The organism is Ruegeria atlantica (genome assembly GCF_013032005.1).
Lineage (GTDB): Bacteria > Pseudomonadota > Alphaproteobacteria > Rhodobacterales > Rhodobacteraceae > Ruegeria > Ruegeria atlantica_A.
Map to the genome: position 1 here is coordinate 16,450 of NZ_WQBE01000002.1, position 25,640 is coordinate 42,089.

Genomic DNA, 25,640 nt, shown 5'->3' on the forward strand with positions numbered 1-25,640 from the left:
CGCAAACCTCCCAAAGGACGTGACTATGGATACGCAGAGCTCAGAAAGCCCCGTGCGCACCGCGCATCTGCCGCAAGTGACCGAACCCAGAAACCCCGGCATGGATCTTGATCTGGATTGGGTACGCGCCGTGCAGGCCAATACCTCGGCCATCGAACGCCGGGCCGCGACGCTGCCCGGTCGCCGCTCGGTTAAAAAAGAGTATCAGGCCGCGTGGCTGTTGAAGGCGATCACCATGATCGACCTGACCACCTTGTCCGGCGATGACACCGTGGGCCGGGTGCGCCGCCTGTGCGCCAAGGCGCGTCAGCCGGTGGCACCTTCGGTATTGCAGGCGCTGGACATGCCGCCGATCACCACCGGGGCTGTCTGCGTCTACCACGACATGATCGGCACGGCGGTTGAGGCGCTGAAAGGCACCGGCATTCCGGTTGCGGCTGTGTCAACCGGTTTCCCGGCGGGCCTTTCGCCGTTCCACCTGCGTGTAGCCGAAATCGAAGAAAGCGTAAAAACTGGCGCCGAAGAGATCGACATCGTCATCTCGCGCCGCCACGTGCTGTCCGGAGATTGGCAGGCGCTGTATGATGAGATGAAAGCCTTCCGCGTGGCTTGCGGTGATGCGCATGTAAAGGCCATCCTTGCCACCGGAGAGCTGGGCAGCCTGCGCAACGTCGCGCGCGCCTCGCTGGTCTGCATGATGGCCGGGGCGGACTTCATCAAGACCTCGACCGGCAAGGAAAGCGTCAACGCCACCCTGCCCGTGTCGCTGGTGATGATCCGCGCGATCCGCGACTATTATGACCGCACCGGGTATCGCGTTGGCTATAAGCCTGCGGGTGGCATCTCGAAAGCAAAGGACGCGCTGGTTTACCTGTCGCTGATCAAGGATGAGCTGGGCGACCGCTGGTTGCAACCGGACCTGTACCGCTTTGGCGCGTCGTCCTTGTTGGGCGATATCGAACGGCAATTGGAACACTATGTGACCGGAGCCTATTCGGCCGGTTACCGTCACTCGATGGGCTGAGGACAGAACAATGACAGTCAAAGAGATTTTCGAGACCATGGACTACGGCCCCGCCCCCGAAAGCGCCGCCGAGGCACTGGCCTGGCTGGTCGATCAGGGTGATAAGTTCGGTCACTATATCGACGGCGCCTTCACCAAGCCCGGCAAAGGGTTCGAAAGCCGCAACCCCGCGACCGGAGAGGTGCTGGCCAAGCTGACCCAAGCCAAACAGGCCGATGTGGACGCAGCCGTTGCCGCCGCCCGCAAGGCGCAACCGAAATGGGAAAAGCTGGGCGGTGCGGGCCGTGCGCGATACCTCTATGCCATTGCGCGGCTGTTGCAGAAACACGCGCGCCTGTTTGCCGTGCTGGAAAGCCTCGACAACGGCAAGCCGATCCGGGAATCGCGCGACATCGACATCCCGTTGGCGCAGCGGCATTTCCACTACCACGCGGGCATGGCGCAGCTGATGAAAAGCGAGCTGCCCGATGTGCAGGCGTTGGGTGTGTGCGGGCAGATCATTCCGTGGAACTTCCCGCTTCTGATGTTGGCATGGAAAATCGCCCCTGCGATCGCGATGGGCAACACCGTGGTTCTGAAACCGGCTGAATACACCTCGCTGACCGCGCTGCTGTTCGCTGATATCTGCTCCCAGGCCGGTTTGCCGAAAGGCGTGGTCAACATCGTCACCGGCGACGGTGCCGTGGGCGAAATGATCGTTTCCGCAGACGTGGACAAGATCGCCTTTACCGGCTCGACCGTTGTGGGCCGTCGCATCCGCGAAGCCACTGCGGGCTCAGGCAAAGAACTGACTCTGGAGCTGGGTGGCAAGTCTGCTTACATCGTCTTTGACGACGCCGATATCGATTCAGCCATTGAAGGTCTGGTCGACGCGATCTGGTTCAACCAAGGCCAAGTCTGCTGCGCAGGCTCGCGCCTGTTGGTGCAGGAAGGCATCGCCGACCGCTTCCACGAGAAACTGCGCGCGCGGATGGACAAGCTGCGCATTGGCGACCCTCTAGACAAATGTATCGACGTGGGCGCGGTGGTGGACCCGGTTCAGTTGCAGACCATCAAGAGCATGGTCGAAAGCAACACCGCCGGTCACGTTCATCAGGCGGCCTGCGACCTGCCCGCCAATGGGTGCTATTACCCACCGACGCTGATCTCGGGGCTCGAAACCTCAGACCCGCTGATGCAGGAAGAAATCTTTGGCCCGGTACTGGTATCGTCCACTTTCCGCACTCCGGATGAGGCGGTCGAGCTGGCCAACAACACCCGCTACGGGCTGGCCGCGACGGTCTGGACCGAGAATGTGAACCTTGCACTGGATATTGCGCCCAAACTGGTCGCGGGCGTGGTCTGGGTCAATGCCACCAACCTGTTCGATGCTGCCGCCGGATTCGGCGGTGTACGCGAAAGCGGCTTTGGCCGTGAAGGCGGTTGGGAAGGTCTGGCGGCCTATACCAAGCCCAAGGGCAAGGTCAAACCGCTGGCCAAGGTTGAGGCGACCCTGGGCGAAGGTGCTCCGGTTGATCCCATCGACCGCACCGCCAAGATGTATGTCGGCGGCAAGCAGGCAAGACCCGATAGTGGCTATTCCAAGCCTGTCTGGGGTAAATCCGGCCTTTTGGGTCATGTGGGCCTAGCCAACCGCAAGGACGTCCGCAACGCGGTTGAAGCTGCGGCGGGCGCCAAGGGCTGGTCTAAAACCACTGGCCATCTGCGGGCGCAGATCTTGTATTATATTGGTGAAAACCTGTCGGCCCGTGCTGATGAATTCGCGGCTCGTCTCGATGCCATGACCGGTAAGAAGGATGGTGCGAAAGAGGTCGAGGCCTCGATCCAGCGCCTGTTCACCGCTGCCGCCTGGGCGGACAAATATGACGGTCAAGTGCATGGCGTTCCGATCCGGGGCGTTGCCATTGCCATGAAAGAGTCCGTTGGCGTCATCGGCGCGCTGTGCGCGGATGAGGCACCTTTGCTGGGTCTGGTCTCGGCCATGGCCCCGGCGATCGCTATGGGTAACCGGACAGTTCTGGTCGCGTCCGAGCCCTATCCGCTGACAGCAACCGACTTCTACCAGATTCTTGAAACGTCCGACGTGCCCGCAGGTGTGGTCAACATCCTGACCGGCAGCCACGTGGAACTGGCGAAACCGCTGGCCTCACACCTGAACGTCGATGCGGTCTGGTCATTCTCGTCCACCGACCTGTCGAAAGAGATCGAGGTCGTCTCGGCCGGGAACCTGAAACGGACCTGGGTGAATAACGCGACGGCATTTGATTGGGGCGTGGACCATTCGCGCCGCTTCCTGCAGGCTGCAACCGAAGTGAAAAACATCTGGGTGCCCTACGGCGAGTAGGGCTCCCGCATCAGGAAGCGGCCAATTTGGTACTACCTACAGACAAAACGACTAGAACCACCGTTGTTCGCCTTGTGATTTGGTGCACAGTTGGTGCTTTGGTTTGTTTGGCTTTCCTGCTTGCGAACGTCGACAGCCTCGTGATCCCAATGGTTGAAGAGATGCGCGGCAAACTGAGTCAAGGAAACGTGGCTGATCACAACTAGGGAGACCTAAATGGACTTCGCAGAAAAAACCGTCATCGTGATTGGCGGGACCAGCGGCATCAATCGCGGCATCGCCGAGGCATTTGCGGCCTCGGGTGCCAAACTGGCCGTCGCCAGCCGGTCGCAGGACAAGGTCGATGACACGCTTGCCGCGCTAAAAGAGGCCGGCGCAGCCGAAGTAGTTGGCGCAGCCTTTGATGTGCGCGATGCGCAGGCAGTGGCGGACGGGCTGAAACAATTCCATGACGCCTTGGGTGATTTCGACGTTCTGGTCTCTGGCGCGGCGGGGAATTTCCCGGCCCTGACCTCCGAGATGTCGGTCAATGCGTTCAAGACCGTGGTGGATATCGACCTGATGGGCACCGTTCATGTGATGAAGGGGGCCTATCCTTACCTCAAACGCCCCGGCGCCAGCATCATCAATATCTCGGCCCCACAGGCGTTTCTGCCCTACGAAGGGCAAGCCCATGTTTGCGCGGCCAAAGCCGGGGTCGATCAGATCACTCGCACCCTGTCGATGGAATGGGGGGTCGAAGGCATCCGCGTGAACTCGGTAGTGCCAGGATTTATTGAAGGAACTGAAGGCGCACGGCGTCTGGCACCAACGGAAAACGCCCACGAGGAACTGCGCCGCGATGTGCCGCTGGGGCGTTGGGGAAATACACAGGATGTAGCCAATGCCTGCCTGTTCCTCAGCTCGGACATGGCCAGCTATATCAGTGGCACAGTTCTGTCCGTTGATGGCGCGCTGTATCAGCGCGGGTCCGGCAAGTTCGGGCAGATGATGGGGCAGATGCTGCGCAGCGCAGCGGGGAAAAAGGGCTGAGCGTTGCTCAGCCCCCTTTGATCAGTTTGTGGTTTCCAAACCTTCGGGTTTGCCGACAACAGTGAAATGTAGCCCCTCGGGGTCCAGCAATTCACTGGCCACGCGGTTCACCTCGTCCAACGTCACCGCGTTCACCTTGTCGTTGCGGGTGGCGATATAGTCGATGGGCAGGTTTTCCATCTGCATACCGACCATGATCCCGGCGATCGGGCCATTGCCATCAAACCGTAACGGATAGGCTCCGGTCAAATAGGTCTTGGCGTCGTCCAGCTCTTTTTGAGTCACACCTTCGGTCGCGGCACGCGCCCACTGGTCGCGGATCACCTCGACCGCTTCGGCGATGCGGTCATTGGCTGAGGACACCGAGCCCAGATAGACCGAAGCCAGATCCTTGGGTACCAGATAGGTCGCGACGCCATAGGTCAGGCCACGCTTTTCGCGCACTTCCTGCATCAGGCGGCTCTCAAAACCACCGCCACCCAAAATGTGGTTCAGAACAAAAGCGGCAAAGAAGTCAGGATCATCCCGGTCGATCCCCGCGTGGCCAAACAGGGCCACGGATTGCGGCGTATCGAACTCGACCACGCTGACGCCACCGGGGATGTCCACGTCAGCACGGCCCGGAATGGGTTTGCCCGCCTCGGGCAGATCCGCCAGCAACGTGTCCAGTAGCGCACCCAGCTCATCGGGGGTGATATCGCCCACCGCGCCAACATATAGGCGGTCCTTGGCGAACACATTGTCATAGGCGGTGACCACATCATCACGGTTCAATGCGCTGACGCTTTCGATCGTGCCTTTGCCCTCGGACCCATAGGGGTGATCGCCATATGCCATCTGTGCAAAATTGCGCCCGGCAATGTCATTGGGGTCAGTCTGGTCCGAGCGCAGTCCGGACAGAATCTGCGCCTTCACCCGCTCAACCGCGTCTTCATCGAACCGAGGCTCGTGGATCGTGGTGCGTAACAGGTCGATGACTTCGCCCCGGTTCTCAGTCAGAAATTGCGCGGAAATCGAAACGGAATCATCCGACGCATTGTACCGGAACGAGGCCGCCAGTGATTCCAACTCGCGCGCATAGGTGCGGGCGTCCATGTCACCTGCGCCTTCCTCGATCAGACCGCTCATCAGATAGATGGCGCCGCGTTTGCCGGGCTCATCCAGCGAGGTACCACCGCGAAAACGTAGTTCCAGCGCGGTGAAGGGGATCGAGTGATCCTCGACCAGCCATGCGGTGATACCGCCGGGTGAGGTGACCTCTTCGATCTCGATCTCGGCCCATGCGGGCAGCGCGATGACAACGGCGATCAGGGTTGCAAAAATCCGTTTCATTGCGTCACCTCATCGTCGCGCATCAGCCATCCGGTGACCGACGCCTCGGGCTGCAGAACTTCACGGGCGGCGGCGATGATTTCTTCCCCGGTCACGGCCTGCAGGATATCGGGCCACGCCTGCACATCCTCGACCGTCAAGCCGCTGGTCAGGGCGCGGCCATAGCGGTTGCCGATCCCGTCCACATTATCGCGCGCATAAGTCTGGGCGGCGCGCAGCTGCATCTTGATCCGGTCAAGGTCTTCTTCGTTCACACCTTCAGCGATGAAGTCGGCGACGGCTTGATCCATGGCTTCTTCGGCTTCTTGCAGCGACACGCCCTGGGCCGGGACGACCAGCAGATCAAAGGTCGTGTCGTCCAGCGAGACGCCGCGATAGAAGGCACCCGTATAAACGACCTTTTGCTGTTCGAATTGCAGTTTTTCGTTCAGGTAGGACGTGGTGCTGCCCCCCAGCAATTCGGCCAGCAGGAACAGCGCGGCGGCTTTTTCCTGCGCACCGGCATCCCGTTCGGGCGCGAGATAGCTGCGCTGGACATAAGGCTGCGAAACACGCGCGTCCTTGAAGGTCAGGCGACGTTCGGCCGATTGCGGCGGTTCCTGCGAGCGTACGCGTTCAGGCAAGTCCGGGTTGGCGGGGATAACGCCATAATACTGTTCGGCCAGAGTTTTGACCTCATCCGGCTCCACATCGCCGGTCACCACCAGAATGGCGTTATTGGGCGCGTAATGGGTCTGATAGAAGGACAGCGCATCCTCCATGTCCAGCGTCTCCATCTCGTGCTTCCAGCCGATGATCGGCACGCCGTAACGATGGTTAAGGTACTGAGACGCGCTCATCTGCTCGCCAAAAAGCGCCCGCGGGCTGTTTTCGGTACGCTGGTTGCGTTCTTCAAGGATCACGTCACGCTCGGTTGCGATATCCTCTTCGCTCAGGCGGATATTGCGCATCCGGTCCGCCTCCATCCGCATCATCAACTCCAACCGGTCGGCGGCTACACGCTGGAAATAGGCAGTGTAGTCATAGGAGGTGAAAGCATTGTCATTGCCACCGTTGGCGGCGACGGTAGCGGAGAACTCGCCCGGTGCCAGCGTATCGGTGCCCTTGAACAGCAGATGCTCCAGGAAATGCGCCACGCCGGACGAACCAACAGGCTCATCCGCAGATCCGGCGCGATACCAGACCATGTGCTGCACGACCGGGGCGCGGTGATCTTCGATCACAACGACATCCATGCCGTTATCCAGCGTGAAAGTGGTAACCGCCTCGTGCCCTTCCTTGGCAAGCAAAGGGGTGGCGGCGAACAGGGCGGCAGATAATGCCAGGGCCCGAACCATGGGGCGTCCTCCGTTTCGTTTGATGGTGTTCAAACTACGGTTGTGGTGCGCAGGTTCAAGGGTGATGACGGAAAGTTAAGATTTATTCATCAGCCGGTGGGGCCGAGGGCGTCTCAATCCCGGCCTGACGCGCTGCTTCGTTCTGCCGATTGGCATCAAGTGCTTCGCGACTGTAAACCTGCGAATAGCGGTCTATCTTGAACAGGCGCAGACGGGTCAAGCGGCCCTGCTTTCTGCGAAACTCGGCGTCTTCGGTGTCGACGACCTGACGCGTGTTGGATGGTACGCCATAGCGACTTGAGGCCGTCACCAGCGCGCCATCAGATGCAGGAATTGCGGCATTCGGGTTCAACGCCGCTTCGCTACCGCCCAGCGCCACCACGGCATCCGCCTTGGGGTTTGGGTCGGTCAGGTTGGAACCGCCCGGTGTGGGCGCAGGCAGGAACTTATAGTCCTTGGGCTGGGTCAGCGGTTTGACCGGCATGACCGAAAACTCATCCGGTCCGTCCCCCGGTGCCTCAAGATGGCGCAAACCGATATCCGAGCACCCGGCAACCGCAAAGGCCAATGTCACAGCAAAAATGGAACGCGGCAACCGCATCAGAGTCTCCAGCCAGTTTCAGGCGCTTTTATCGCATATCACCCGGCGCGTCACGAGGGCTTTTTGCCATCGAACAACACAAGTCCGAAAGCACCAGCAAAGATGAACACATCGGCCAGGTTGAAAACAAACGGATTGTTGAGGCCGCAACAGGACATGTTCAGGAAATCCAGAACATAGCCGTACAGCACCCGATCCACCACGTTCCCAAGCGCGCCACCAATCAGCAACCCGCCGCAAAACAACATCAGCTTGGACGGGGTTGTCCGCATCAGCCAGATCAGCACGCCAATCGCAACAGCCAGCGAGATGCCGATCAGCACCCAACGCGCGGTGTCGCTGTCGCCTTGGAACAGGCCGAAATTGATGCCCCGATTCTCACCGTATTTGAACACCAAGAGCGGCGGCAGCACATCGATATTGCCCTCGGCCACACGCATCACGTGAACGACCAGATACTTACTGATCTGGTCGATCGCAAACGCGGCCAGCGCGGCCCAGAGCAGAATACGAGAGCGCATCAGTGGCGGAAGTGGCGCATGCCGGTGAAGACCATTGCCAATCCGGCCTCATCCGCGGCCGCGATCACCTCGTCATCACGCATTGAACCGCCCGGCTGGATGACACAGGTCGCACCAGCCTCAGCGGCTTCCATCAGCCCGTCAGGGAAGGGGAAGAATGCATCAGACGCAACGGCCGAGCCGATGGTGAGCGGCTGCGGCAAGCCGAGCGCGTCGGCCATGCGTTCGGCCTTCTTGGCGGCAATCATGGCAGAGTCCAAGCGGCTCATCTGGCCTGCACCAACGCCAACGGTCGCACCTTCCTTCACGTAAACGATTGCGTTGGATTTAACGTGTTTCGCCACTTTCCAGGCAAACAGCAGGTCGCGCATCTGCTCTTCGGTCGGCGCCTTCTTAGTGACGACCTTCAGATCGTCCATGCCGACAAAACCATTGTCCTTGTCCTGCACCAGCAGACCGCCCGCTACCTGACGCACGGTCTTGCCGCCTGCGGTCACGTCCGGCAGAGCTTCAGTGGTCAGCAGGCGCAGGTTCTTCTTGGCCGCGAAGATCGCCTTTGCTTCATCCGATGCACCGGGGGCGATCACGACTTCGGTGAAAATCCCGGTGATTTCCTGTGCGGTTTCCGCGTCGAGCGGTTGGTTCAGTGCCACGATCCCACCAAAGGCCGAAGTACGATCGCAGTCGAATGCCGACTTATACGCGTCCAGCAAGGTCGCGCCTGAGGCAACACCGCAAGGGTTGGCGTGTTTGATGATCGCACAGGCCGCACCTTTTGCAGGATCGAACTCAGCCACCAGTTCAAACGCTGCGTCGGTGTCGTTGATGTTGTTATAGCTCAGCTCCTTGCCCTGGTGCTGAACGGCGGTCGCCACACCCGGACGGTTGGTTCCATCAGTGTAGAAAGCCGCCTGTTGATGACTGTTCTCACCATAGCGCAGGGTCTGTTTCAGTTCACCGGCAAAGGCGCAGCGCTTGGGCGCATCAAGCTGCAGTGCGTCGGCCATCCAATTCGAAACCGCGGTGTCGTACGCTGCGGTCCGGGCGTAAGCCTTTTGCGCCAGCCACTGGCGGAAACCGTAGGATGTCTTGCCGTAATTCTCTTCCAACTGATCCAGGAGCGAAGAGTAATCCTCTACATCCACAACTACGTTCACAAAGGCATGGTTCTTCGAGGCCGCACGGATCATCGCAGGGCCGCCAATATCGATGTTCTCGATGCACTCGTCATAACCTGCGCCTTTGGCCACCGTCGCCTCGAACGGATAGAGGTTCACAACCAGCAAGTCGATCGCGCCAATACCATGTTCATTCATCGCAGCCACGTGGCCGTCGTTGTCGCGCAGCGCCAGCAGGCCGCCATGCACCATCGGGTGCAGAGTCTTGACCCGACCATCCATCATTTCGGGGAAACCGGTGATCTCGCTGACATCCTTCACCTCAAGCCCTGCATCACGCAGCGCCTTGGCTGTACCGCCGGTCGACAGGAGCTCGACCCCGCGCTCGGCCAGCGCCTTACCCAGCTCGATCAGCCCGGTCTTGTCGGAAACGGAAAGCAACGCGCGGCGCACGGGGTGAAGATCGGTCATGGGTCCAAAGGTCCTTTTGGCGTCAGTCAAACTCGGGCTCGTCCCGGTGCAGATCGCGCACGGCATAGGCTGTATCCTGAGCCTTACTCAGCGTCCACCGGGTGCGGGTCGCATACTCCATTGCGCGCCCGGATAGAACGATCTGTTTTGTCGCGCGTGGCTTTAAACGGCCTTTTTCAAGGTAAACGCTTGGTTCAACGGATAATTTTCCCACGCCATCATGGCGGAAAATCCAAATTTCGCCGCTTTTGAGCGCCATCGACACCGCCGCGCCGCCCAAATCAATGGCCGCATCCACGTCTGGATGCAGGTGAAACCGGATATCAAATCCGATCCCGTTCAGGCCCGAAGCGTCCAGCGCCCGGTCAAACTGCCGCTTGGCCTTGTCGGTAGCAGTCAGCAAAATATCCTCGCCCGTCAGTTCTCGCCCATCAAATCGCAGCTCAAACGTACGCGCATGGGTCAGACCGAACACTTTGGTATAGCCGTCATGCCCGACCATAAAGCGGGTGCCTTCGAATGCCTCTTCGAAATCAATCGGCACGTCTTGCGGTGCATCGACCAAAGCCTCTCGTTCACCTCCATTCCCCGCTGGTGCCAAACGCGCGCTAGAATAGCCATCCAGGCACAGGGTCGAATGCGAAGGTGTTGCGCGCCCGGCTCGCCGCCATTCCGTTCCGAAACTTTCGCCTGATCCGCAGTTCACAATCAGTGGCCGCCGCCCCGAAGTTAGCTCAAACGCCAGTGTCGAGGCATGGGCATTATAAGATGCAGCCCCCTTGGGCGGCACGTTAGCATCGACGATCACGCTGGTCCGGGCCGCGTAAAGCCGTGCAAACCCCATCGCCAACCCAGTTGCGTGTTGCGGGCGAACCCCGCTTTGAGCCAACGCCTGATCCAGCCGCCCTTCGATCCCGCGCCCGCCGCCATGAAAGCGGGCCAATGCGCCGTCTGAATGGCGCAGGCTGCGCAGCGTCGGCGCCATGCGTTTGATCGCATCGGCCTGCGCGCCGGGGGTGCCCCGCCCCTGATCGCTCAGCGCGGCCGAGGTCCAGGACAGCAGGGTAAACACGTCAAGCAACTCTTCAGGGTTGCGGGTGGAAATGCCGCCCTGCGCGTCGATCTGCCGTTCGCATTCCTTTGCCAGGGCGCGCAGGGCCGGGTCGGCCATCTGCTCCAACCCTTTCAGCGCCAGTCCAGCTTGAACCAGACCGGCCAGAGCCTCGAACCGGGGCAGGCCCGGCGTGGCCGCTTTCCAGCGTTTGGACAGGAACCAGGTTTGCTGCGCCAGCGCGCGAAAGAACACATTGGTCTGTTTGTCATCCATTCCACGCAGAAGGAAGACGGCGTGGTTGATCCAGCGCATCACCCGCCGCCCGGTCAGATCGGGTGCCCAGCCCGGCCCTTGCCCGCGGCCATGCGCGTCGATCCAGCCCCACACCCAACGCTGCGCCTTTTCCCGCGCGCGCATATCGCCGACGGCGGCCAGATCATCCAGCCAGGCAAAGCCATGGCGCTCATTGTCAAAGCCGGTGCTGGGCGCGGTCACGTCCCACAGGCCGGTATCCTGTGCCTCGACCAGATACCCGGCAAACAGTAGATTTCCGGCGACCAGCTGCCGCCCCCGGGCAAATGAACCTACGGTGCGCGGTTCAGGCTCGGTGACGAAGCCGGCAGCGGCCTTGCGCCGCTGACTGAGCCGCGCATACAGACGGTTCTGAAACCGCGTCCACCGATTTGTCATGGTATCTGAGTTTGACATGACGCTCGTTACTCTGCCTCTCACGCTCTGCTGGCGCCTGAGACCCAACGATAGACCGGTGTGATCGTCAAGTCATCGAAAAGCGTGCCATCAGGCGGATTTGTTCAGGCAGGCGATATAGAACCCGTCCATGCCACCGCGATCCGCCCAATAATCGGGCCGCAGACGCAGGCCACCTTCTTCGGTGATCCAGCTTTGATCCACCCCGGTCACGTCCAGCGCGGTGCGGTCGATGCTCATGTCAGGATATTGTTCCAGCGCCTCTTCGATCTGCACCTCGCCTTCGTCAGGCAACAGGGAGCAGGTGCAATAGACCAACCGTCCGCCGGGTTTCAGCAGGGTCCAGGCATGGGCCAGCATCTGCGCCTGCAATTCAATCAACCCGCCGAAGTCCGAGCCGTCCTTGGCAAAGGGCAGGTCCGGGTGGCGCCGAATGGTTCCGGTGGCCGAACAGGGTGCGTCCAACAGGATCGCGTCATACTGGCCCTGATGCTCCAACGCGTCACCAGCGATGACTTGCGCTTGTAAGCCAGTGCGTTTGAGGTTCTCGCGTACTCGCTCCAGTCGGGGCTCCGAAATATCCAGAGCCGTCACCTTGGCCCCGGCTGCCGCCATTTGCAGCGTCTTGCCGCCGGGTGCAGCACACAGATCCAGCACGGATTCCCCGGGCTTTGGTGCCAATACACACACCGGCAAAGCCGCCGCCGCGTCCTGCACCCACCAGTCGCCCCGATCAAACCCCGGCAGGTTTGAGACCTGCCCCGCATCCTGCATACGCATCGACCCGGTCGGTAGTGCCTCACCCGGTCCCGTGGCCCCCGGTTTCAGTGAGAGGTCCAGCGGTGCGCCAGTGAAATGCGCCTGCTCCATGCCTGCAACGGCATCAGTGCCCCAGGCCATGATCAGCGGCTCGCGCAGCCAGTCCGGCAGGCGCGGCACCCGCATCTTGGGCCAGGCTTCCGGCCCTTCGGCGGCAACCTTGCGCAGCACAGCGTTGACCAACCCCTTGAGCCGGCCATGTTTGCGCGACCGCCCCACAATTTCGACCATCGAGTTCACGACACCATGCGCGGCCTCACCCTGGCACAGCTCAACCGCGCCCAGGCGCAGCGCGTTATTGACGGTCAGAGCAGGCGTCCTGTTAAGGTGATTGTCCAGAAGACGGTCAGCTCGTTCCAAACCGCGCAGGGTTTGCAAGGTCAAACGCTGCGCCCGCGCGCGATCCTCGGGGGCCAGTCGATCCAACGCGCCTGCGGCCAGGCATTCGGACAACAGCCGCCCCTCACCCAATATCTGATCCAACAGATAGATCGCGCTGCGTCGCGCCGCTGTTGCGTTGTCGGACATGAAACCGCCTTTGATGTGACTCTCGTCCGCATTGCCAAAGGCGGACGGGGGCGTATATCAAGCCCGTGCCCGGAAAGGAACCCGATGTCATGCCCGACACCACGAATGACGACCACAAAGACCTGCCCCCAGCCGCCCAGCGCGCCCTGGCCGAGGCGGAAGAACGCCGCAGCAAGGCCGAGGCAGAAGCAAAAGAGATGCCCAAGGAACTGGGCGGGCGCGACGGCCCTGATCCGGCCCGCTATGGCGATTGGGAAAAAAAGGGCATCGCCGTCGATTTCTGATTGATCAGCCCTGAAGTGCCTGCAGAAAATCGGCAATCAGGGCACGCTGCTTTTTCGATTTGACCCGCTCTTCGGGCCAAGTCAGCCAATAGCCGTCTTTGGTCTGCAAATCGGGCAGATCCAGCCGACACAGCCGACCGGCCTGCAAATCCGCGCTGGCCAGAGGCACCGAGCCCAGCACCACCCCAATCCCCTGCCGGGCCGCCGAAATGGCATGTTCCATCGAATCGAAACTGATCTGTGACGGCGGCATCTCGCCATGCCCCGTCTTACGCGCCCAGTCCCGCCACGCCGGGCGCTCGCCACGCAGCTCAATCAGCGGCACCCCCCATTTTACACCGGGCGCGGCCATCGGCACCAGAACCTCGCGGGCGATCAGGGCCGCATCCCGACCGGGCCAGGCCCCACGCCCATAGCGGATTTGCAACCAGGTCCGCTCCTCATCCAAGGACGACCGGCGCGCCACCGAGTCGGTCATCACCCGCACATTGGGTCGCGTTTCCTGAAACCAGGCAAGCCCAGGCAGAACCAGCGCGTGGATGTTCGAAGACAGGCCCGCGACGCGCAGCTCTTGCGGGGATTTGCCGAACAAATCTTCGGTGTTGCGCTCCAACGCCTGCAAACTCTCTTGCACCAGCGGCAGATAGCTTTCGCCTTCAACCGTCAGTGACACGCCTCGTGCCTCGCGCACGAACAGGGACCGGCCCAGCCAAGCCTCCAGGTTACCGATCCGCTGACTGACGGCTGCCTGTGTCAGCCCAAACTCTCGGGCGGCGGCGGAAAAACCACCCAACCGACCGGCGGCCTCGAACACGCGCAGCCAATCCAGCGGCGGCAATCCGATTTTTTTCTTTGCCATAAGATTTTCCAAGCCTCAGCCGAAAGAAGGATTAATTGTGTTAATGCCACAAGAGGCGTATCTGCTCAATCAAAGCCCGCGCTGAACAGGAGACCCCCATGCTGCGCACTGCCAATCACGATACTTCGGTTGTGACTGTTGAATTTGACACCGGAACTCAGGCCCGTTTCCATGCGATCTGGCTGCGCGATAATGCGCTGGATCCGGAGACACGCGCGCCCGGAAACGGTCAGCGTCTGATCACCATCAGCGACATTCCCGTCGATATTTCAGTCAGCTCCGCCGAGATCAGCAATGGCGATCTAACGGTCACTTTCCAGCCCGAAGACAAGACCGTGACCTTCCCCGCCGATTGGCTGGCCGATCACGTCTATGATTGCGCCCGGTCCTTAGAAACAGGCCGTGTCGCACATGGCATCACCACGTGGGAACGCGGCATCGAAGCGCCAAGTGCTGATTGGGGTGAAGTCCACGCCAATCCCGCCGCCAAGCGCGGCTGGCTGGCTGCAGTGGCTAAGTTCGGTTTTGCCAAGCTGACCGGCGGCCCGACTGAGCCGGAATCACTGCTGAAGGTGGCCGATCTGTTCGGCTACGTCCGCGAAACCAACTATGGCCCCTATTTTGAGGTTCGGACCGAGGTAAACCCGACCAACCTAGCCTATACCGGCCTTGGTCTTCAGGCGCATACCGACAACCCCTATCGTGACCCGGTGCCGACGCTGCAAATCCTCTATTGTCTGGAAAACAGCGCCGAAGGTGGCGATTCCATTGTAGTCGATGGTTTCCGTGCCGCCGAAAAACTGCGCGATCAGAACCCCGAAGGCTTCGCCCTGCTGGCAGGCTATCCCGCGCGATTTGAATACAAAGGTTCGGACGGCATCTGCCTGCGGTCTCGCCGCCCAATGATCGAGTTGTCGCCGGACGGTGAGCTAGTCGGCATCCGCTTCAACAATCGGTCTTCCGCCCCGTTTGTTGACGTGCCATTCGATCAGATGGAAGCCTACTATGCTGCCTATCGCCAACTTGGCGAGATAATCGACGATCCGGCCATGGGCGTGTCGTTCAAGCTGGAACCGGGTGAAAGTTTCATCGTCGACAACACCCGCGTCCTACACGCGCGGCTGGGCTATTCCGGCGCAGGATCGCGTTGGCTACAAGGCTGCTATGCCGACAAGGATGGGTTGCTGTCGACGCTCGCGGCGATGGACATGGCGCAACCGGAGGCAGCGGAATGAAACCCGATTTCTCAACCCTCAACCGCGACAACATCGTGGCCTTTATCGGGGATATCTTCGACCGTCGTGGCGGCGAGGAATATCTGGGTGAACCGGTCACGATGGCAGAACACATGCTGCAAGGCGCCACAATTGCCGAACAGAACGGCCAGTCCGAGGAAATCATCGTTGGCGCGCTGCTGCACGATATCGGCCATTTCACATCCGAGTTCGGCACCTATCACCCCGACGATACCGAGGATCGCCACCATGAGGATGCGGGGGCCGAAGTTCTGGAACAGTTCTTCCCGTCAGTCATCACCGATTGCTGCCGCTATCATGTGGCGGCCAAGCGCTATCTCTGTGCCACCAAGCCTGACTATTTCAACCGTCTGTCCACGGCTTCGGTCCATACACTGGAACTGCAGGGCGGACCAATGAACGCCGAAGAAGTCGCGGAATTCGAAGCGAACCCGAACCTGAAAGAGATCATTCAGGTCCGCTATCTGGACGAAGCGGGCAAGCGCGCAGACATGGAAACGCCGGATTTCACCCATTTTGCGCCGATGGTGCAGCGCATGGTCGACAAACATCTGGGGGTGGCATGAACGCCCCCGAATATATCTTTGAGGCCAGTTCGAAGCCGTCCCTGCCCTGGCAAGAGGTACCCTTGATCCGGGCCACAGACGCGTCGGTCAAGGGCTATGGCTGTCTGGTCGATGACCCGGACGGCTTCGAGATCGAAATCTCTCGCTGGCCCCAACAGGGCTGGCGCCCCATCGACGAGGGCACCGGCGATGAAGGTGGTTGGGTTGAGGGCACGTTCAAATGCGACTGGCAGGGCGACGTTCTGTATGGTGAGAACGAGGCGGTTAAAGGCCATTATGTTTTGGGCTGGTCCGCCGACCCGCAACAGGCACAGACCGACCAGCAAACCGCGCCGCGTGATCAGGTGCTGTTATGGCATATGAACTATCACCCAGACGGCGGACAGATGTTCTGGCCGCTGGATAACAAACCCTTCATCGTTCCCGCTGCGCTGCCCGGGGACAATTTGACCCCCGACAAAGTGGTCGCGTTCTGGTGTGACGGCTCGCGAGGCCTCTATATCCACCCCGGCATCTGGCATGAGGGGATTTTCCCCGTCGAAGACAATCAACGGTTCCTCGACCGCCAGGGCCGGGTCCACGCCCGTGTCAGCGCCGATATCGGCAAAGAATTCGGCGTTTATCTGGCCTGCCCGCTGCGTGATGAAAAGGTGAAGGATCTGTAACTGCACCTCAGGAAGCCTGTCTTCAGAAACCCTTAACCCTTAGCCGAAACATCTGTGATACTCTGATGCCACGTCCAACAGGCACGGGAGGTATCCGATGGGATGGAACAGGCGCAAAGTTGTCCAGCTGGGAACCGCAGCAACGGTCGGAACCTTGTTGCCGCGCATGGCAACAGCAGCGGAAGACCAGAATGCGGCGTTCGAACAGGAATTCAGCACGACGCTCGATCATCTGAGAAAAACATTCTCGGGGCTTGGGTTCAACGAAGCGGCGCCACTGTCCATTGCTTCCGGGCGCGATGACTATAACGAGGGGCTGCGGCACGATTTTGACCAATCCGCGCTGCCCTCGAACGCTTTTGTCATTCAACCGTTGGCTCGGGTTGCCGATGTCAGTGAGAAATCTCGTGCGGACGTGTTGCCACTATTTCATGAGGTCGGCTGCCATCCCGCAGACGCAGACGGTCAAGCCTCGACGCGTCTGATGATGCGCATTCTGACCAAAGCCTTCGATCTTGACCCCGCCCGCATTGCCTTTGTCAGCGTGCCGCAGTCCGAGGATATGCGCACGGTGCTGGACGAGATGGCCCTACCCTTTACCGAAAAAGTGCTGCTGCGCGATGAGGTTGAGGCCCTGGCCGCCCGCGATGCCTCGGGCTTTTTCTTTCCTGATCCGTTTGGCGATGCCTACATCGTGACGATGGGCGTCTATTACCGCGTCGGTGATACGGATGAACTCGCCCCCACGGCCTATCCACCGTCCGCCAACTGGACCGAGATCGGCGAGATCGTGATCGGAGGTGAGGCCGCGCCCCTTGGCATTTCCATCGGGGCCGAGCGCCTGACCTATGCCCGGACCGGCCAGTACCCGACATGGGATCAACGATTGGGGCTGCTCTTTGCAACGGCAGAACAGGATGGTGCAGAACCGCCCGGTCTGGCCGCATTCCGCTAAACGGGGTTACAACCCCAGCACATCCACCATGTCATACTGGCCGGGGGCCTTGCCCTGCCCCCATAGCGCTGCCTTTAGGGCACCGCGAGCAAAGATGGCGCGGTCGGTGGCCAGATGGCGCAGAACGATGCGTTCTCCGGGGGCGGCGAACAGCACGTCATGCTCGCCGACGATGTCGCCACCGCGAATGGCGTGGAATCCGATGTCTCCGCGTTTTCGGGCCCCGGTGATCCCGTCGCGGCCCCGGTCGGACACGTCGGCCAGATTGACACCGCGCCCTTCGGCGGCGGCCTCACCCAGCATCAGCGCGGTGCCCGAGGGCGCATCGACCTTGTGGTGATGGTGTCCTTCAATCACTTCGATGTCGAAATCCTCATCCAGCGCGGCGGCAACTTTCTTGGTCAGTTGCACCAGCAAATTGACCCCAAGGCTCATGTTCCCGGCCCGCACGATAACGGCATGGCGCGAAGCTGGCTCCAGCGCTGCGATCTGCTCATCCGACATGCCGGTGGTGCCGATCACGTGCACGCAGCGCGCTTGTGCCGCCAGCGCGGCAAATTCCAGCGTCGCTTCGGGTGCTGTGAAATCGATCACCGCCTGCGCCTGCGCAAATGCCTCAAGCGGGTCATCGGTCACGGTGACGCCCAGCGCTTGACCGCCCATGGCCGTGCCCACGTCCTGACCGATCCAATCATGGCCTGTACGCTCGACCACACCGACCAAACGCGCCTGATCACTGTCGGTGACGGTCTTGATCAGCATCTGCCCCATACGGCCCGAAGCCCCTGTGATGACGATCCCCGGAATATGGGTCATTGCGCTGGTCCTTTCTAAAGTCGGCTCAAAGCCTCCTACCCGGTTCGCGCCCGCTTGGCAAAGCCCAGCTTTGCGCTTAGATCGGGGATATGGCAAAGAACAAATTCCACGATGGCCCCGGCCCCTCCCAACGACAGCTGCGCGTCGGCGAACTGATCCGACGCACCCTGTCCGAGGTTCTGGCGCGCGGAGATGTCCACGACCCCGACCTGAACCGCATGTCGATCACTGTAGGTGAGGTGCGCACCTCGCCCGATCTGAAGATCGCCACCGCCTATGTGCTGCCCCTTGGAGGCAAAGGGCAGGAAGATGTGATCGAACTGCTCGCTCGCAACAAGGGCGAGTTGCGGCGCGTGATCGGCAAAAAGCTCAACCTTAAGTTTTCGCCCGATCTGCGGTTCCGTCTGGATGATACTTTCGATCGTCTGGACGACACCCGCCGCATGTTCAATCAGGACGCGGTGCGCCGCGATCTGGACGAGTGATCCGCACACTGGTCACGTTGGGCGCGGTTTTCTGGGCCGCGCAGGCCGGCGCGGTCACCTGCGAAAAGCTGACCCACGAGAATAAGCGGTACACCGTTTGCGAGGTGGACGCCGCCAATGAAGACCTGCGCCTGTTTCTGAACGACGAAAATGACGACCTGCTGGGGCATTTCTCATCGGTGAACGAGGCGCTTGAACCCAGTGGAAAGCGTCTGGCCTTTGGGATGAACGCCGGTATGTATCACGACGACCGCTCGCCCGTCGGCCACTATGTCGAAGAGGGCGAAGAGGTCATGCGCGTGATCCCGAATCCCGGCCCCGGCAATTTCGGCCTGCTGCCCAACGGCGTGTTCTGCATCCGCGACGGTCGCGCCGATGTGTTCGAGACGCTGGATTTCGTCGAACAGGCCCCCGACTGCCGGTTTGCCACCCAATCCGGCCCGATGCTGGTGATCGACGGAGAGCTGCATCCGCGCTTTCTGCCTGACTCGACCTCGCTCTATGTGCGCAACGGGGTGGGCACCAGCGCCGATGGCACGCGGGCGGTGTTCGCAATCTCGGATGACTACGTCACTTTTCATGAATTCGGCAGCCTTTTCCGCAACGTGCTGGAAACGCCGAATGCGCTGTTCTTCGATGGCAATATCTCACGCATGTACGACCGGGCCAGCAACCGCTCGGATGTTGGCTTTTCGCTGGGGCCAATCGTGGGTGTGGTCGAAGACACACCGGGAAATTGACAGGACCCGGGTGATCCGTTAGGTCGCGCGCCTCAGCAAAGGGCAAGGTGCAAGATGGGACGTAAACGCAAGGGTCGAGACATTTCCGGCTGGCTGGTGGTGGACAAACCCGCGGGCATGACCTCGACCGCGGTGGTCAACAAGGTACGCTGGGCGATGGACGCGAAAAAAGCGGGCCATGCAGGCACGCTGGACCCCGAAGCGACCGGTGTTCTGGCCGTGGCATTGGGGGAGGCGACCAAGACCGTTCCCTACATCACCGACGCGCTGAAAGCCTACACATTCACTGTGCGTCTGGGTCAGGCCACCAATACCGACGATGCCGAGGGCGAAGTGATTGCACAAAGCGATGCGCGCCCCTCGGATGAGGATATCAAACAGGCGCTGGCCCCTTTTTTGGGTGAGATCATGCAGGTTCCGCCCAAGTTCTCGGCAGTGAAAATTGACGGCCAGCGCGCTTATAAGCTGGCCCGCGATGGCGAGGACGTGGAACTGACCGCCCGCCCCCTATGGGTTGAGGAACTGGTCCTCGTCGACCGCCCCGATGAAGATCACGTCGTACTGGAAATGACCTGTGGCAAAGGCGGTTATGTCCGCTCGATCGCCCGCGATCTGGGGGCGGCACTGGGATGCCACGGCCACGTCAAGGTCCTCCGCCGCATCTGGTCCGGCCCGTTTGAGGCCGAGGACGGTTTGAGCATCGAACAGATCGACGAAATGGCCAAGACAACCGCGTTGGACGAGTATCTGCATCCGCTGGAAACCGGTCTGTCGGATCTGCCCGAACTGAAATGTACCCCCGAAGGGGCCAATCGCCTGCGCAACGGCAACCCGGGTATGGTGCTGGCCTCGGACGTGGAATACGGCGACGAGGCATGGGCCTCGCTGGATGGCAAGGCTGTGGCCGTGGGCATCTATAAATCCGGCGAATTGCACCCCAGCCGGGTGTTCGTCGCCTGAGCCACGTGTTAGGCGAAGGGCATGATCACCCGAACGCATACCAAGGGCGATGCGCCCTCGACCGCCATTTATTCCGATTGCGAGAAGTATCGCTATAGCCTGACCCGCATCTGGGACCCGGAGGGATGCAAGGCGCTGTTCGTGATGCTGAACCCCTCAACCGCGACCGAGGTGCAGAACGACCCCACCGTCGAACGCTGTGAACGGCGGGCGCGGGCGCTGGGGTTCGGGGCGTTTCAGGTCACCAACATCTTTGCGTGGCGCGACACAGATCCGCGCAAGATGCGCGCCGCCACCGATCCGGTCGGGCCTGCGAATGACGCGGCGATTCTGGACGGCGTCGAATGGGCCGATCAGGTCATTGCCGCCTGGGGCACCCATGGTGCGCATCTGGATCGCGGCCCGGCGGTGGAAACCTTGCTGCGCGGCACCGGCCAACCACTGTTTCACCTGGGGCTGACCAAGGGCGGACACCCGAAACACCCACTCTATATCGCCTATACTCAACAACCCGAACCGTGGTGACAAAAGGTTAACCACGAGATCAGCTTGGCTTTGACCAAGTGCTTGACCGCATGAGACATTTACCCTCGGGGCAGTACGTTTACGGAGGGTTCCCATGTTTCTGATCGGATTTCTAAGTCTGGCCGCTGTCGGTGGCGCAGCCTTTGCCATGAGCGACGCGTTTGTCCCCGAAGACACGCCCGAAGATGATGACAGCATTGACGATCAGCCTGATGAGGTCTCTGACGGCAAGTACCTTGAGATCGACGAAACCGACGAAGACCCGACCACGTCCCAAGACACCGCGGAAGAACAGGAACCATCGACCGGAACCATCCTGTCCGAATTCGAAGGCGATCTGGTCATTGCCGGAACCGAAGAGGCGGATGTGCTGACCGGTCAGGACGGGGACGACCAAGTCAATGGATATAGTGGGGATGACACCATCGACGGCGGTGCCGGCAATGACGTGCTGTTCGCCGGTGAAGGGGCGGATTTCGTGTCAGGAGGCGCGGGCGACGATATTCTGCATGGCGAGGACGGGGATGACCTGCTGACCGGGGGTGAAGACGATGACATGCTTTATGGTCATTCCGGCGCAGATCAGCTGGAAGGGAGCGAGGGTGAAGATACGCTCTATGGCGGGCAGGACGATGACACGTTGGACGGTGGTGAAGGCGATGATGCACTGCACGGCGGGTATGGCGACGACATACTGGACGGCGGCACGGGTGAGGATGTTCTTTTTGGCGGCGACGGCGACGACATATTGAACGGCGAAGAAGAAGTAGACGCTGTCGATTTCCTGAACGGCGGCGATGGCGAGGATACCATTCTGGCCGATAGCGGCGACATCGTCACCGGCGGCGACGGCGCGGATGAGATTATCCTGACCCCCGAAGCCGAGGATGAAGCGGTGACCGTGATGGATTTCCAACCCGGCCAGGACAAGCTGTTTGTATCATGGGATGGTCAGGAAGACCCCGACATTCAGATCGAAACTGACGCTGAAAACGAGAATCTGACACATGTGCTGATCGACGGGCAGGATGTGGCGCAGCTGCTGGGGGTCGAAGGGTTGACTGCCGACGACATTCAGCTGATCTCTGAGATCGATCTGGCACAGCTGGTCGCATTGGGCTGAGCCCGAAGAATCCTTTTGCCATTCGCCAAAAATACGCTTATACGCGCGCATCCGCATCGGAATCGGTGCGGTCTTCTCCATGGGCCTGTGCTGGACGACATCCCGGCCTGCGCCATCAACTCTAACCTTTTAAAGGAGACCCCGATGTCGATTACTGCCGCTGAAAAAGCACGCGTTATGAAAGAATTCGCAACCAAGGACGGCGACACCGGTTCGCCAGAAGTCCAAGTTGCCATCCTGACCTCGCGCATCACCACCCTGACCGAGCACTTCAAGACCCACAAAAAAGACAACCACGGTCGTCGCGGTCTGCTGAAAATGGTCGCCCAGCGCCGTAAGCTGCTGGACTACCTGAAGGGCAAGGAAGAAGCACGCTATCAGGACCTGATCAAAAAGCTGGGCATCCGCCGCTAAGATCGGACTGTACAGCTGGTACAATTCAGACGCCCGCCTTTTTGGCGGGCTTTTTTTTGTTTTACCCTTGCCAGTGATGGTAAAGCGCATGAATCGCGAACGTGCTGAAACGGATACAGTTTTTCTTTACACTTCGCCAACCTTAGCGTCGGAACACACTTTCCCGATGCCGCGAAATGACCTCATTGCGGCCTTGATTGAACCCCCGCACATGGATTTTGTGTCCGCGTAAGATTTGGGACCGAAGAAATTAAATGACAGACTTCAGCATCAGTGGTGGTGGCTCCACCGACTTTACAGATACGTCCCCTGGTGGCGGATTCGTTATTGACTTCGATAGTCTGGACAACAGTTTCAGTCTTCAGATCAATGACGTCGATCTGTTTGTCGGCGGGCCTGCCGGAGCCCCAAATGAGCTTCAATTTCAGATACCTGGAACCGCGGGCCAAACGGTTCAGTTTGCTGACGGTGACAGGTATGAGATCGACACACCTGCCGTTTGGCAGCTGGGAAACACGAATGGGGAGCCCGTCGTCCGGTTAGAGGTAAATCCGGACGGAACCATCGCGCTGTTTGGTGTGAAGGTGAACAATGGGCCGCTGGAACCGCTGGCGCTGTTCAATGGATTGACCGTAAACACCGATGCAATTGCTGCGGCTTGGAATGATAGCGGGCAAAACGAAATTGACATCAACCAGTCACAAACGGGCCCAACAAACGCAAGCGGCGAGTTTGTGGACGTGCTATGCTTTGCGTCCGGAACCTTTATTGAAACGCTTCATGGTCCAAGGCGGGTCGAGGACCTGCAAGTGTCAGATCAGGTTCTGACCTATGATCATGGCCATAAACCTATCCGATGGATCGGGTCACGCTGTCTCAGCAACGCTGAACTTGAGGCCCAGCCGAGACTTAAACCGATTTTGATCCGCGCTGGTGCCTTGGGGGCAGGATACCCCAAGCAGGATCTTGTCGTCTCACCACAGCATCGTGTTCTTGTTTCCTCAACGGTCGCTCTGCGCATGTTTGATTGTAAGGATATCTTGATCCCGGCGAACAAGCTTCTTCCGCTTGACGGCGTTGAGACACTGGAAAACACATCAGACGGGGTGGTGTATTTCCATCTTCTGTTCGATACGCATGAAATCATCTGGTCCAACGGCACACCAACGGAAAGCCTTTTTACAGGGCCAGAAGCCATAAAATCAGTCTCGGAAGAGGCCCGGCAAGAGATAATGGATTTGTTTCCCGGATGCGGCGACCCGCAGGTTCGGGCGCTGTCGGCACGTTATATTCCCCAAAAGGGCAAACAAATGCGAAAGCTTGTCCAGCGGCATCAGAGCAATCAAAAACCTCTGTTCGGCGAATTCCCCGCTTAGAATTCTTCTGTTTGATAGCAAAACAAAGCTTTCAGATTTTAGGCCGAGAACCGACCTAAGGCGCAACAAAAAAAACGCCCGCCTGATGGCGAGCGCTACCGTTGTGTCAGGTATTACCTCACATCTTCGCCTTCTCTGATTTCAGTGCCAGCCATAGGCAATAGCACATGATCAGAACCACCAGCGTGAAGGGGATACCTGTCGACACCGCTGCGCCTTGCAAGGCGGCAAGGCCACCGCCAAGCAGCAACGCGATGGCGACCAGACCTTCGAGCGTACACCAGAACACGCGCTGGATGACGGGGGCGTCCATCTTGCCGCCCGCCGTGATCGTGTCGATCACCAGCGAACCCGAGTCCGACGAGGTCACAAAGAACACCACGATCAGGACCAGCGCGATGGGGGCCACGATGCTATACAGCGGCAGCTCTTTCAGGAAGCCGAACAGCGCGCCTTCGGGGGCATAACTGTCGATCACCGTGGCGCGAACACCTTCCGCTCCGCCTGCGTTCAGCATGTCGATGGCTGCGCCGCCAAATGTCGACATCCACAGGGCGCAAACCGCTGTCGGCGCAAGCAGGGCGCAGATGACGAATTCACGTACCGTGCGGCCCTTCGAGATACGGGCAATAAACATGCCCACAAACGGTGACCATGCGATCCACCACGCCCAGTAGAAGGTGGTCCAGCCATGGAAGTAGCTGGTATCCTCACGTCCGAACGGGTTGGACAGCGCTGGAAGGTGCAGCACATAATCTGTCATCACGTTGAAATACCGTGAGATGGCTGTGCCAATTCCGGTGACAACAATGACAAAAATGAACAGCCCTACAGCCATGATCATGTTGATCTCACTCAGCCGTTTGACGCCTGCATCCATACCCATCAGGACCGAGCCCAGTGCAATCATGGTGATGCCAATAATAAGCAGGACAACGACGGTCGGGCTGGATTCAATGCCGAACACTTCGTACAGCCCCGCCGCAACCTGCTGCGCGCCCAGACCCAATGATGTGGTCAGGCCGAACAGGGTGGCAAAGACGGCCAGCGTATCGATGAAATGGCCCCACCAGCCCCAGACACGTTCACCCAGGATCGGGTAGAACGCAGACCGAAGGGTCAACGGCAGGCCCAGGTTGTAGCTGAAGATCGCAAGGCTAAGACCCACTGCGGCGTAAACCGCCCAACCTTCAAGACCCCAGTGGTGAATGGTACCAACGACACCAGCATATTCATTTCCGGGTACCGCGATATCAATGCCTAGTGGCACGGCGTTGCCATCTTCGGCAAAGTTGTAATAGACCGGCTCCATCACGCCAAAGAACAGCAGGCCGATGCCGATACCGGCAGCGAACATCATCGCGATCCAGCCAGCATAGGAATAGTCGGGTTTGGCGTCCTTGCCGCCGATCCGGACCTTGCCCACGGGCAGGATGATCAGCACCAGGCAGAACAGAGTAATCGCGTCCACAGACAGGACCAGGAACCAATCAAACGTGCTTGTCAGCCAGGGCCGGAGCCAGCCAAAGAACGTCGCTGCGGCCTCTTGGTTGGCTAAGGCGATCAGAACAAAGGCAAAGATCAGGATACTTGAGATCAGAAAGACCGGGTTGTGGATATCCAGACCGAAGGGCCGGACGTTATCCTGTCCAAGCTCATATTCGGTCTCGAAATCGTAGATCCGTGGATCCGGATCCAGCATTTTCTTGGTTTGTGCCATTCGACTT

The 25,640-nt window shown here is 59.9% G+C and carries 25 protein-coding genes; 15 read left to right on the forward strand and 10 right to left on the reverse strand.

The annotated features are described in order from the left end of the window. Positions 1 to 25 precede the first annotated feature (25 nt). The 3 genes from deoC to GOX21_RS05895 all read left to right on the forward strand — a co-directional run bounded on the left by deoC (position 26) and on the right by GOX21_RS05895 (position 4,400). Positions 26 to 1,024 (forward strand): deoxyribose-phosphate aldolase, encoded by a 999-nt coding sequence (deoC, locus tag GOX21_RS05885; RefSeq protein ID WP_170376159.1) that lies wholly within the window; start codon positions 26 to 28, stop codon positions 1,022 to 1,024. 10 nt (positions 1,025 to 1,034) lie between these two features. After that, positions 1,035 to 3,368 (forward strand): aldehyde dehydrogenase family protein, encoded by a 2,334-nt coding sequence (locus GOX21_RS05890; RefSeq protein ID WP_170376161.1) that lies wholly within the window; start codon positions 1,035 to 1,037, stop codon positions 3,366 to 3,368. A gap of 216 nt (positions 3,369 to 3,584) precedes the next feature. Further along, complete coding sequence (locus GOX21_RS05895) at positions 3,585 to 4,400, forward strand: SDR family oxidoreductase (RefSeq protein ID WP_170360697.1); 816 nt, start codon at positions 3,585 to 3,587, stop codon at positions 4,398 to 4,400. Positions 4,401 to 4,421: 21 nt separating this feature from the next. Here the strand turns inward: GOX21_RS05895 and GOX21_RS05900 are convergent, their stop codons facing one another. From GOX21_RS05900 to GOX21_RS05930, 7 genes are all read right to left on the reverse strand, one after another. Continuing rightward, positions 4,422 to 5,732, reverse strand: coding sequence for a M16 family metallopeptidase (locus GOX21_RS05900; protein WP_170376163.1), 1,311 nt, complete (start codon positions 5,730 to 5,732; stop codon positions 4,422 to 4,424). Continuing rightward, positions 5,729 to 7,069, reverse strand: a complete 1,341-nt coding sequence (locus GOX21_RS05905; RefSeq protein ID WP_170349818.1) for a M16 family metallopeptidase — start codon at positions 7,067 to 7,069, stop codon at positions 5,729 to 5,731. The genes GOX21_RS05900 and GOX21_RS05905 overlap by 4 nt, the downstream gene beginning before the upstream one ends. Before the next feature lie 82 nt (positions 7,070 to 7,151). Further along, on the reverse strand, positions 7,152 to 7,670 hold the full coding sequence (locus tag GOX21_RS05910) for a DUF3035 domain-containing protein (RefSeq protein ID WP_170349817.1): 519 nt from the start codon (positions 7,668 to 7,670) through the stop codon (positions 7,152 to 7,154). 50 nt (positions 7,671 to 7,720) lie between these two features. Then, positions 7,721 to 8,191: a signal peptidase II gene (lspA, locus tag GOX21_RS05915; RefSeq protein ID WP_170349816.1), complete on the reverse strand. Its 471-nt coding sequence runs from the start codon at positions 8,189 to 8,191 to the stop codon at positions 7,721 to 7,723. Continuing rightward, positions 8,191 to 9,780 carry a bifunctional phosphoribosylaminoimidazolecarboxamide formyltransferase/IMP cyclohydrolase gene (gene purH, locus GOX21_RS05920; RefSeq protein WP_170376165.1) on the reverse strand — a complete coding sequence of 530 codons (1,590 nt, stop codon included), beginning with the start codon at positions 9,778 to 9,780 and terminating at the stop codon, positions 8,191 to 8,193. Before purH ends, lspA begins: the two co-directional genes overlap by 1 nt. A gap of 22 nt (positions 9,781 to 9,802) precedes the next feature. After that, positions 9,803 to 11,542 carry a heparinase II/III family protein gene (locus GOX21_RS05925; RefSeq protein WP_170376168.1) on the reverse strand — a complete coding sequence of 580 codons (1,740 nt, stop codon included), beginning with the start codon at positions 11,540 to 11,542 and terminating at the stop codon, positions 9,803 to 9,805. A gap of 90 nt (positions 11,543 to 11,632) precedes the next feature. Then, a complete protein-coding gene (locus GOX21_RS05930) occupies positions 11,633 to 12,889 on the reverse strand; it encodes an RsmB/NOP family class I SAM-dependent RNA methyltransferase (RefSeq protein ID WP_170349813.1) in 1,257 nt (418 codons plus the stop codon). Between the two features lie 89 nt (positions 12,890 to 12,978). On the opposite strand from GOX21_RS05930, the gene GOX21_RS05935 reads away from it, so the two are divergent. Beyond that, the gene (locus GOX21_RS05935; protein ID WP_170349812.1) at positions 12,979 to 13,173 is read left to right on the forward strand and encodes a DUF1674 domain-containing protein; all 195 of its coding nucleotides are present in this window, start codon (positions 12,979 to 12,981) and stop codon (positions 13,171 to 13,173) included. Between the two features lie 4 nt (positions 13,174 to 13,177). Here GOX21_RS05935 and GOX21_RS05940 read toward each other — a convergent pair whose 3' ends face one another. After that, complete coding sequence (locus GOX21_RS05940; RefSeq protein ID WP_170376170.1) at positions 13,178 to 14,032, reverse strand: LysR family transcriptional regulator; 855 nt, start codon at positions 14,030 to 14,032, stop codon at positions 13,178 to 13,180. A gap of 98 nt (positions 14,033 to 14,130) precedes the next feature. Between GOX21_RS05940 and tmpA the strand changes: the two genes are divergently transcribed. From tmpA to GOX21_RS05960, 4 genes are all read left to right on the forward strand, one after another. Beyond that, the gene (gene tmpA, locus GOX21_RS05945) at positions 14,131 to 15,267 is read left to right on the forward strand and encodes a 2-trimethylaminoethylphosphonate dioxygenase (protein WP_170349810.1); all 1,137 of its coding nucleotides are present in this window, start codon (positions 14,131 to 14,133) and stop codon (positions 15,265 to 15,267) included. Then, the gene (tmpB, locus tag GOX21_RS05950; RefSeq protein ID WP_170376172.1) at positions 15,264 to 15,854 is read left to right on the forward strand and encodes a (R)-1-hydroxy-2-trimethylaminoethylphosphonate oxygenase; all 591 of its coding nucleotides are present in this window, start codon (positions 15,264 to 15,266) and stop codon (positions 15,852 to 15,854) included. Before tmpA ends, tmpB begins: the two co-directional genes overlap by 4 nt. After that, entirely contained in the window at positions 15,851 to 16,519 is a 669-nt protein-coding gene (locus tag GOX21_RS05955; protein ID WP_170376174.1) for an ureidoglycolate lyase, read from the forward strand. Before tmpB ends, GOX21_RS05955 begins: the two co-directional genes overlap by 4 nt. 97 nt (positions 16,520 to 16,616) lie before the next feature. Continuing rightward, the gene (locus GOX21_RS05960; protein WP_170376176.1) at positions 16,617 to 17,474 is read left to right on the forward strand and encodes a hypothetical protein; all 858 of its coding nucleotides are present in this window, start codon (positions 16,617 to 16,619) and stop codon (positions 17,472 to 17,474) included. A 6-nt stretch (positions 17,475 to 17,480) separates the two neighbouring features. On the opposite strand, the gene dapB is transcribed toward GOX21_RS05960, so the two are convergent. Beyond that, entirely contained in the window at positions 17,481 to 18,290 is an 810-nt protein-coding gene (dapB, locus tag GOX21_RS05965) for a 4-hydroxy-tetrahydrodipicolinate reductase (protein WP_170376179.1), read from the reverse strand. A gap of 89 nt (positions 18,291 to 18,379) precedes the next feature. On the opposite strand from dapB, the gene rbfA reads away from it, so the two are divergent. The 7 genes from rbfA to GOX21_RS06000 all read left to right on the forward strand — a co-directional run bounded on the left by rbfA (position 18,380) and on the right by GOX21_RS06000 (position 23,913). Then, positions 18,380 to 18,775, forward strand: coding sequence for a 30S ribosome-binding factor RbfA (gene rbfA, locus GOX21_RS05970; RefSeq protein WP_170349805.1), 396 nt, complete (start codon positions 18,380 to 18,382; stop codon positions 18,773 to 18,775). Next, positions 18,772 to 19,515 (forward strand): phosphodiester glycosidase family protein, encoded by a 744-nt coding sequence (locus tag GOX21_RS05975; protein ID WP_170349804.1) that lies wholly within the window; start codon positions 18,772 to 18,774, stop codon positions 19,513 to 19,515. The genes rbfA and GOX21_RS05975 overlap by 4 nt, the downstream gene beginning before the upstream one ends. 54 nt (positions 19,516 to 19,569) lie before the next feature. Continuing rightward, positions 19,570 to 20,475, forward strand: a complete 906-nt coding sequence (gene truB, locus GOX21_RS05980) for a tRNA pseudouridine(55) synthase TruB (protein ID WP_170376181.1) — start codon at positions 19,570 to 19,572, stop codon at positions 20,473 to 20,475. A 21-nt stretch (positions 20,476 to 20,496) separates the two neighbouring features. After that, positions 20,497 to 21,000 (forward strand): DUF1643 domain-containing protein, encoded by a 504-nt coding sequence (locus GOX21_RS05985; RefSeq protein ID WP_170360724.1) that lies wholly within the window; start codon positions 20,497 to 20,499, stop codon positions 20,998 to 21,000. 94 nt (positions 21,001 to 21,094) lie between these two features. After that, positions 21,095 to 22,123 (forward strand): calcium-binding protein, encoded by a 1,029-nt coding sequence (locus tag GOX21_RS05990; protein ID WP_170376183.1) that lies wholly within the window; start codon positions 21,095 to 21,097, stop codon positions 22,121 to 22,123. Between the two features lie 144 nt (positions 22,124 to 22,267). Next, on the forward strand, positions 22,268 to 22,537 hold the full coding sequence (gene rpsO, locus GOX21_RS05995; protein ID WP_008757925.1) for a 30S ribosomal protein S15: 270 nt from the start codon (positions 22,268 to 22,270) through the stop codon (positions 22,535 to 22,537). Positions 22,538 to 22,791: 254 nt separating this feature from the next. Further along, positions 22,792 to 23,913, forward strand: coding sequence for a Hint domain-containing protein (locus GOX21_RS06000; RefSeq protein WP_170376185.1), 1,122 nt, complete (start codon positions 22,792 to 22,794; stop codon positions 23,911 to 23,913). Positions 23,914 to 24,031: 118 nt separating this feature from the next. On the opposite strand, the gene GOX21_RS06005 is transcribed toward GOX21_RS06000, so the two are convergent. Then, complete coding sequence (locus tag GOX21_RS06005; RefSeq protein ID WP_170376187.1) at positions 24,032 to 25,633, reverse strand: BCCT family transporter; 1,602 nt, start codon at positions 25,631 to 25,633, stop codon at positions 24,032 to 24,034. Positions 25,634 to 25,640: the final 7 nt, after the last annotated feature.

What these genes read in the sequence shown, in the direction of transcription:
- deoC (WP_170376159.1), top strand. Translation starts at nt 26, where the DNA reads ATGGATACGCAGAGCTCAGAAAGCCCCGTGCGCACCGCGCATCTGCCG.
- GOX21_RS05890 (WP_170376161.1), top strand. Translation starts at nt 1,035, where the DNA reads ATGACAGTCAAAGAGATTTTCGAGACCATGGACTACGGCCCCGCCCCC.
- GOX21_RS05895 (WP_170360697.1), top strand. Translation starts at nt 3,585, where the DNA reads ATGGACTTCGCAGAAAAAACCGTCATCGTGATTGGCGGGACCAGCGGC.
- GOX21_RS05900 (WP_170376163.1), bottom strand. Translation starts at nt 5,732, where the DNA reads ATGAAACGGATTTTTGCAACCCTGATCGCCGTTGTCATCGCGCTGCCC.
- GOX21_RS05905 (WP_170349818.1), bottom strand. Translation starts at nt 7,069, where the DNA reads ATGGTTCGGGCCCTGGCATTATCTGCCGCCCTGTTCGCCGCCACCCCT.
- GOX21_RS05910 (WP_170349817.1), bottom strand. Translation starts at nt 7,670, where the DNA reads ATGCGGTTGCCGCGTTCCATTTTTGCTGTGACATTGGCCTTTGCGGTT.
- lspA (WP_170349816.1), bottom strand. Translation starts at nt 8,191, where the DNA reads ATGCGCTCTCGTATTCTGCTCTGGGCCGCGCTGGCCGCGTTTGCGATC.
- purH (WP_170376165.1), bottom strand. Translation starts at nt 9,780, where the DNA reads ATGACCGATCTTCACCCCGTGCGCCGCGCGTTGCTTTCCGTTTCCGAC.
- GOX21_RS05925 (WP_170376168.1), bottom strand. Translation starts at nt 11,542, where the DNA reads ATGTCAAACTCAGATACCATGACAAATCGGTGGACGCGGTTTCAGAAC.
- GOX21_RS05930 (WP_170349813.1), bottom strand. Translation starts at nt 12,889, where the DNA reads ATGTCCGACAACGCAACAGCGGCGCGACGCAGCGCGATCTATCTGTTG.
- GOX21_RS05935 (WP_170349812.1), top strand. Translation starts at nt 12,979, where the DNA reads ATGCCCGACACCACGAATGACGACCACAAAGACCTGCCCCCAGCCGCC.
- GOX21_RS05940 (WP_170376170.1), bottom strand. Translation starts at nt 14,032, where the DNA reads ATGGCAAAGAAAAAAATCGGATTGCCGCCGCTGGATTGGCTGCGCGTG.
- tmpA (WP_170349810.1), top strand. Translation starts at nt 14,131, where the DNA reads ATGCTGCGCACTGCCAATCACGATACTTCGGTTGTGACTGTTGAATTT.
- tmpB (WP_170376172.1), top strand. Translation starts at nt 15,264, where the DNA reads ATGAAACCCGATTTCTCAACCCTCAACCGCGACAACATCGTGGCCTTT.
- GOX21_RS05955 (WP_170376174.1), top strand. Translation starts at nt 15,851, where the DNA reads ATGAACGCCCCCGAATATATCTTTGAGGCCAGTTCGAAGCCGTCCCTG.
- GOX21_RS05960 (WP_170376176.1), top strand. Translation starts at nt 16,617, where the DNA reads ATGGGATGGAACAGGCGCAAAGTTGTCCAGCTGGGAACCGCAGCAACG.
- dapB (WP_170376179.1), bottom strand. Translation starts at nt 18,290, where the DNA reads ATGACCCATATTCCGGGGATCGTCATCACAGGGGCTTCGGGCCGTATG.
- rbfA (WP_170349805.1), top strand. Translation starts at nt 18,380, where the DNA reads ATGGCAAAGAACAAATTCCACGATGGCCCCGGCCCCTCCCAACGACAG.
- truB (WP_170376181.1), top strand. Translation starts at nt 19,570, where the DNA reads ATGGGACGTAAACGCAAGGGTCGAGACATTTCCGGCTGGCTGGTGGTG.
- GOX21_RS05985 (WP_170360724.1), top strand. Translation starts at nt 20,497, where the DNA reads ATGATCACCCGAACGCATACCAAGGGCGATGCGCCCTCGACCGCCATT.
- GOX21_RS05990 (WP_170376183.1), top strand. Translation starts at nt 21,095, where the DNA reads ATGTTTCTGATCGGATTTCTAAGTCTGGCCGCTGTCGGTGGCGCAGCC.
- rpsO (WP_008757925.1), top strand. Translation starts at nt 22,268, where the DNA reads ATGTCGATTACTGCCGCTGAAAAAGCACGCGTTATGAAAGAATTCGCA.
- GOX21_RS06000 (WP_170376185.1), top strand. Translation starts at nt 22,792, where the DNA reads ATGACAGACTTCAGCATCAGTGGTGGTGGCTCCACCGACTTTACAGAT.
- GOX21_RS06005 (WP_170376187.1), bottom strand. Translation starts at nt 25,633, where the DNA reads ATGGCACAAACCAAGAAAATGCTGGATCCGGATCCACGGATCTACGAT.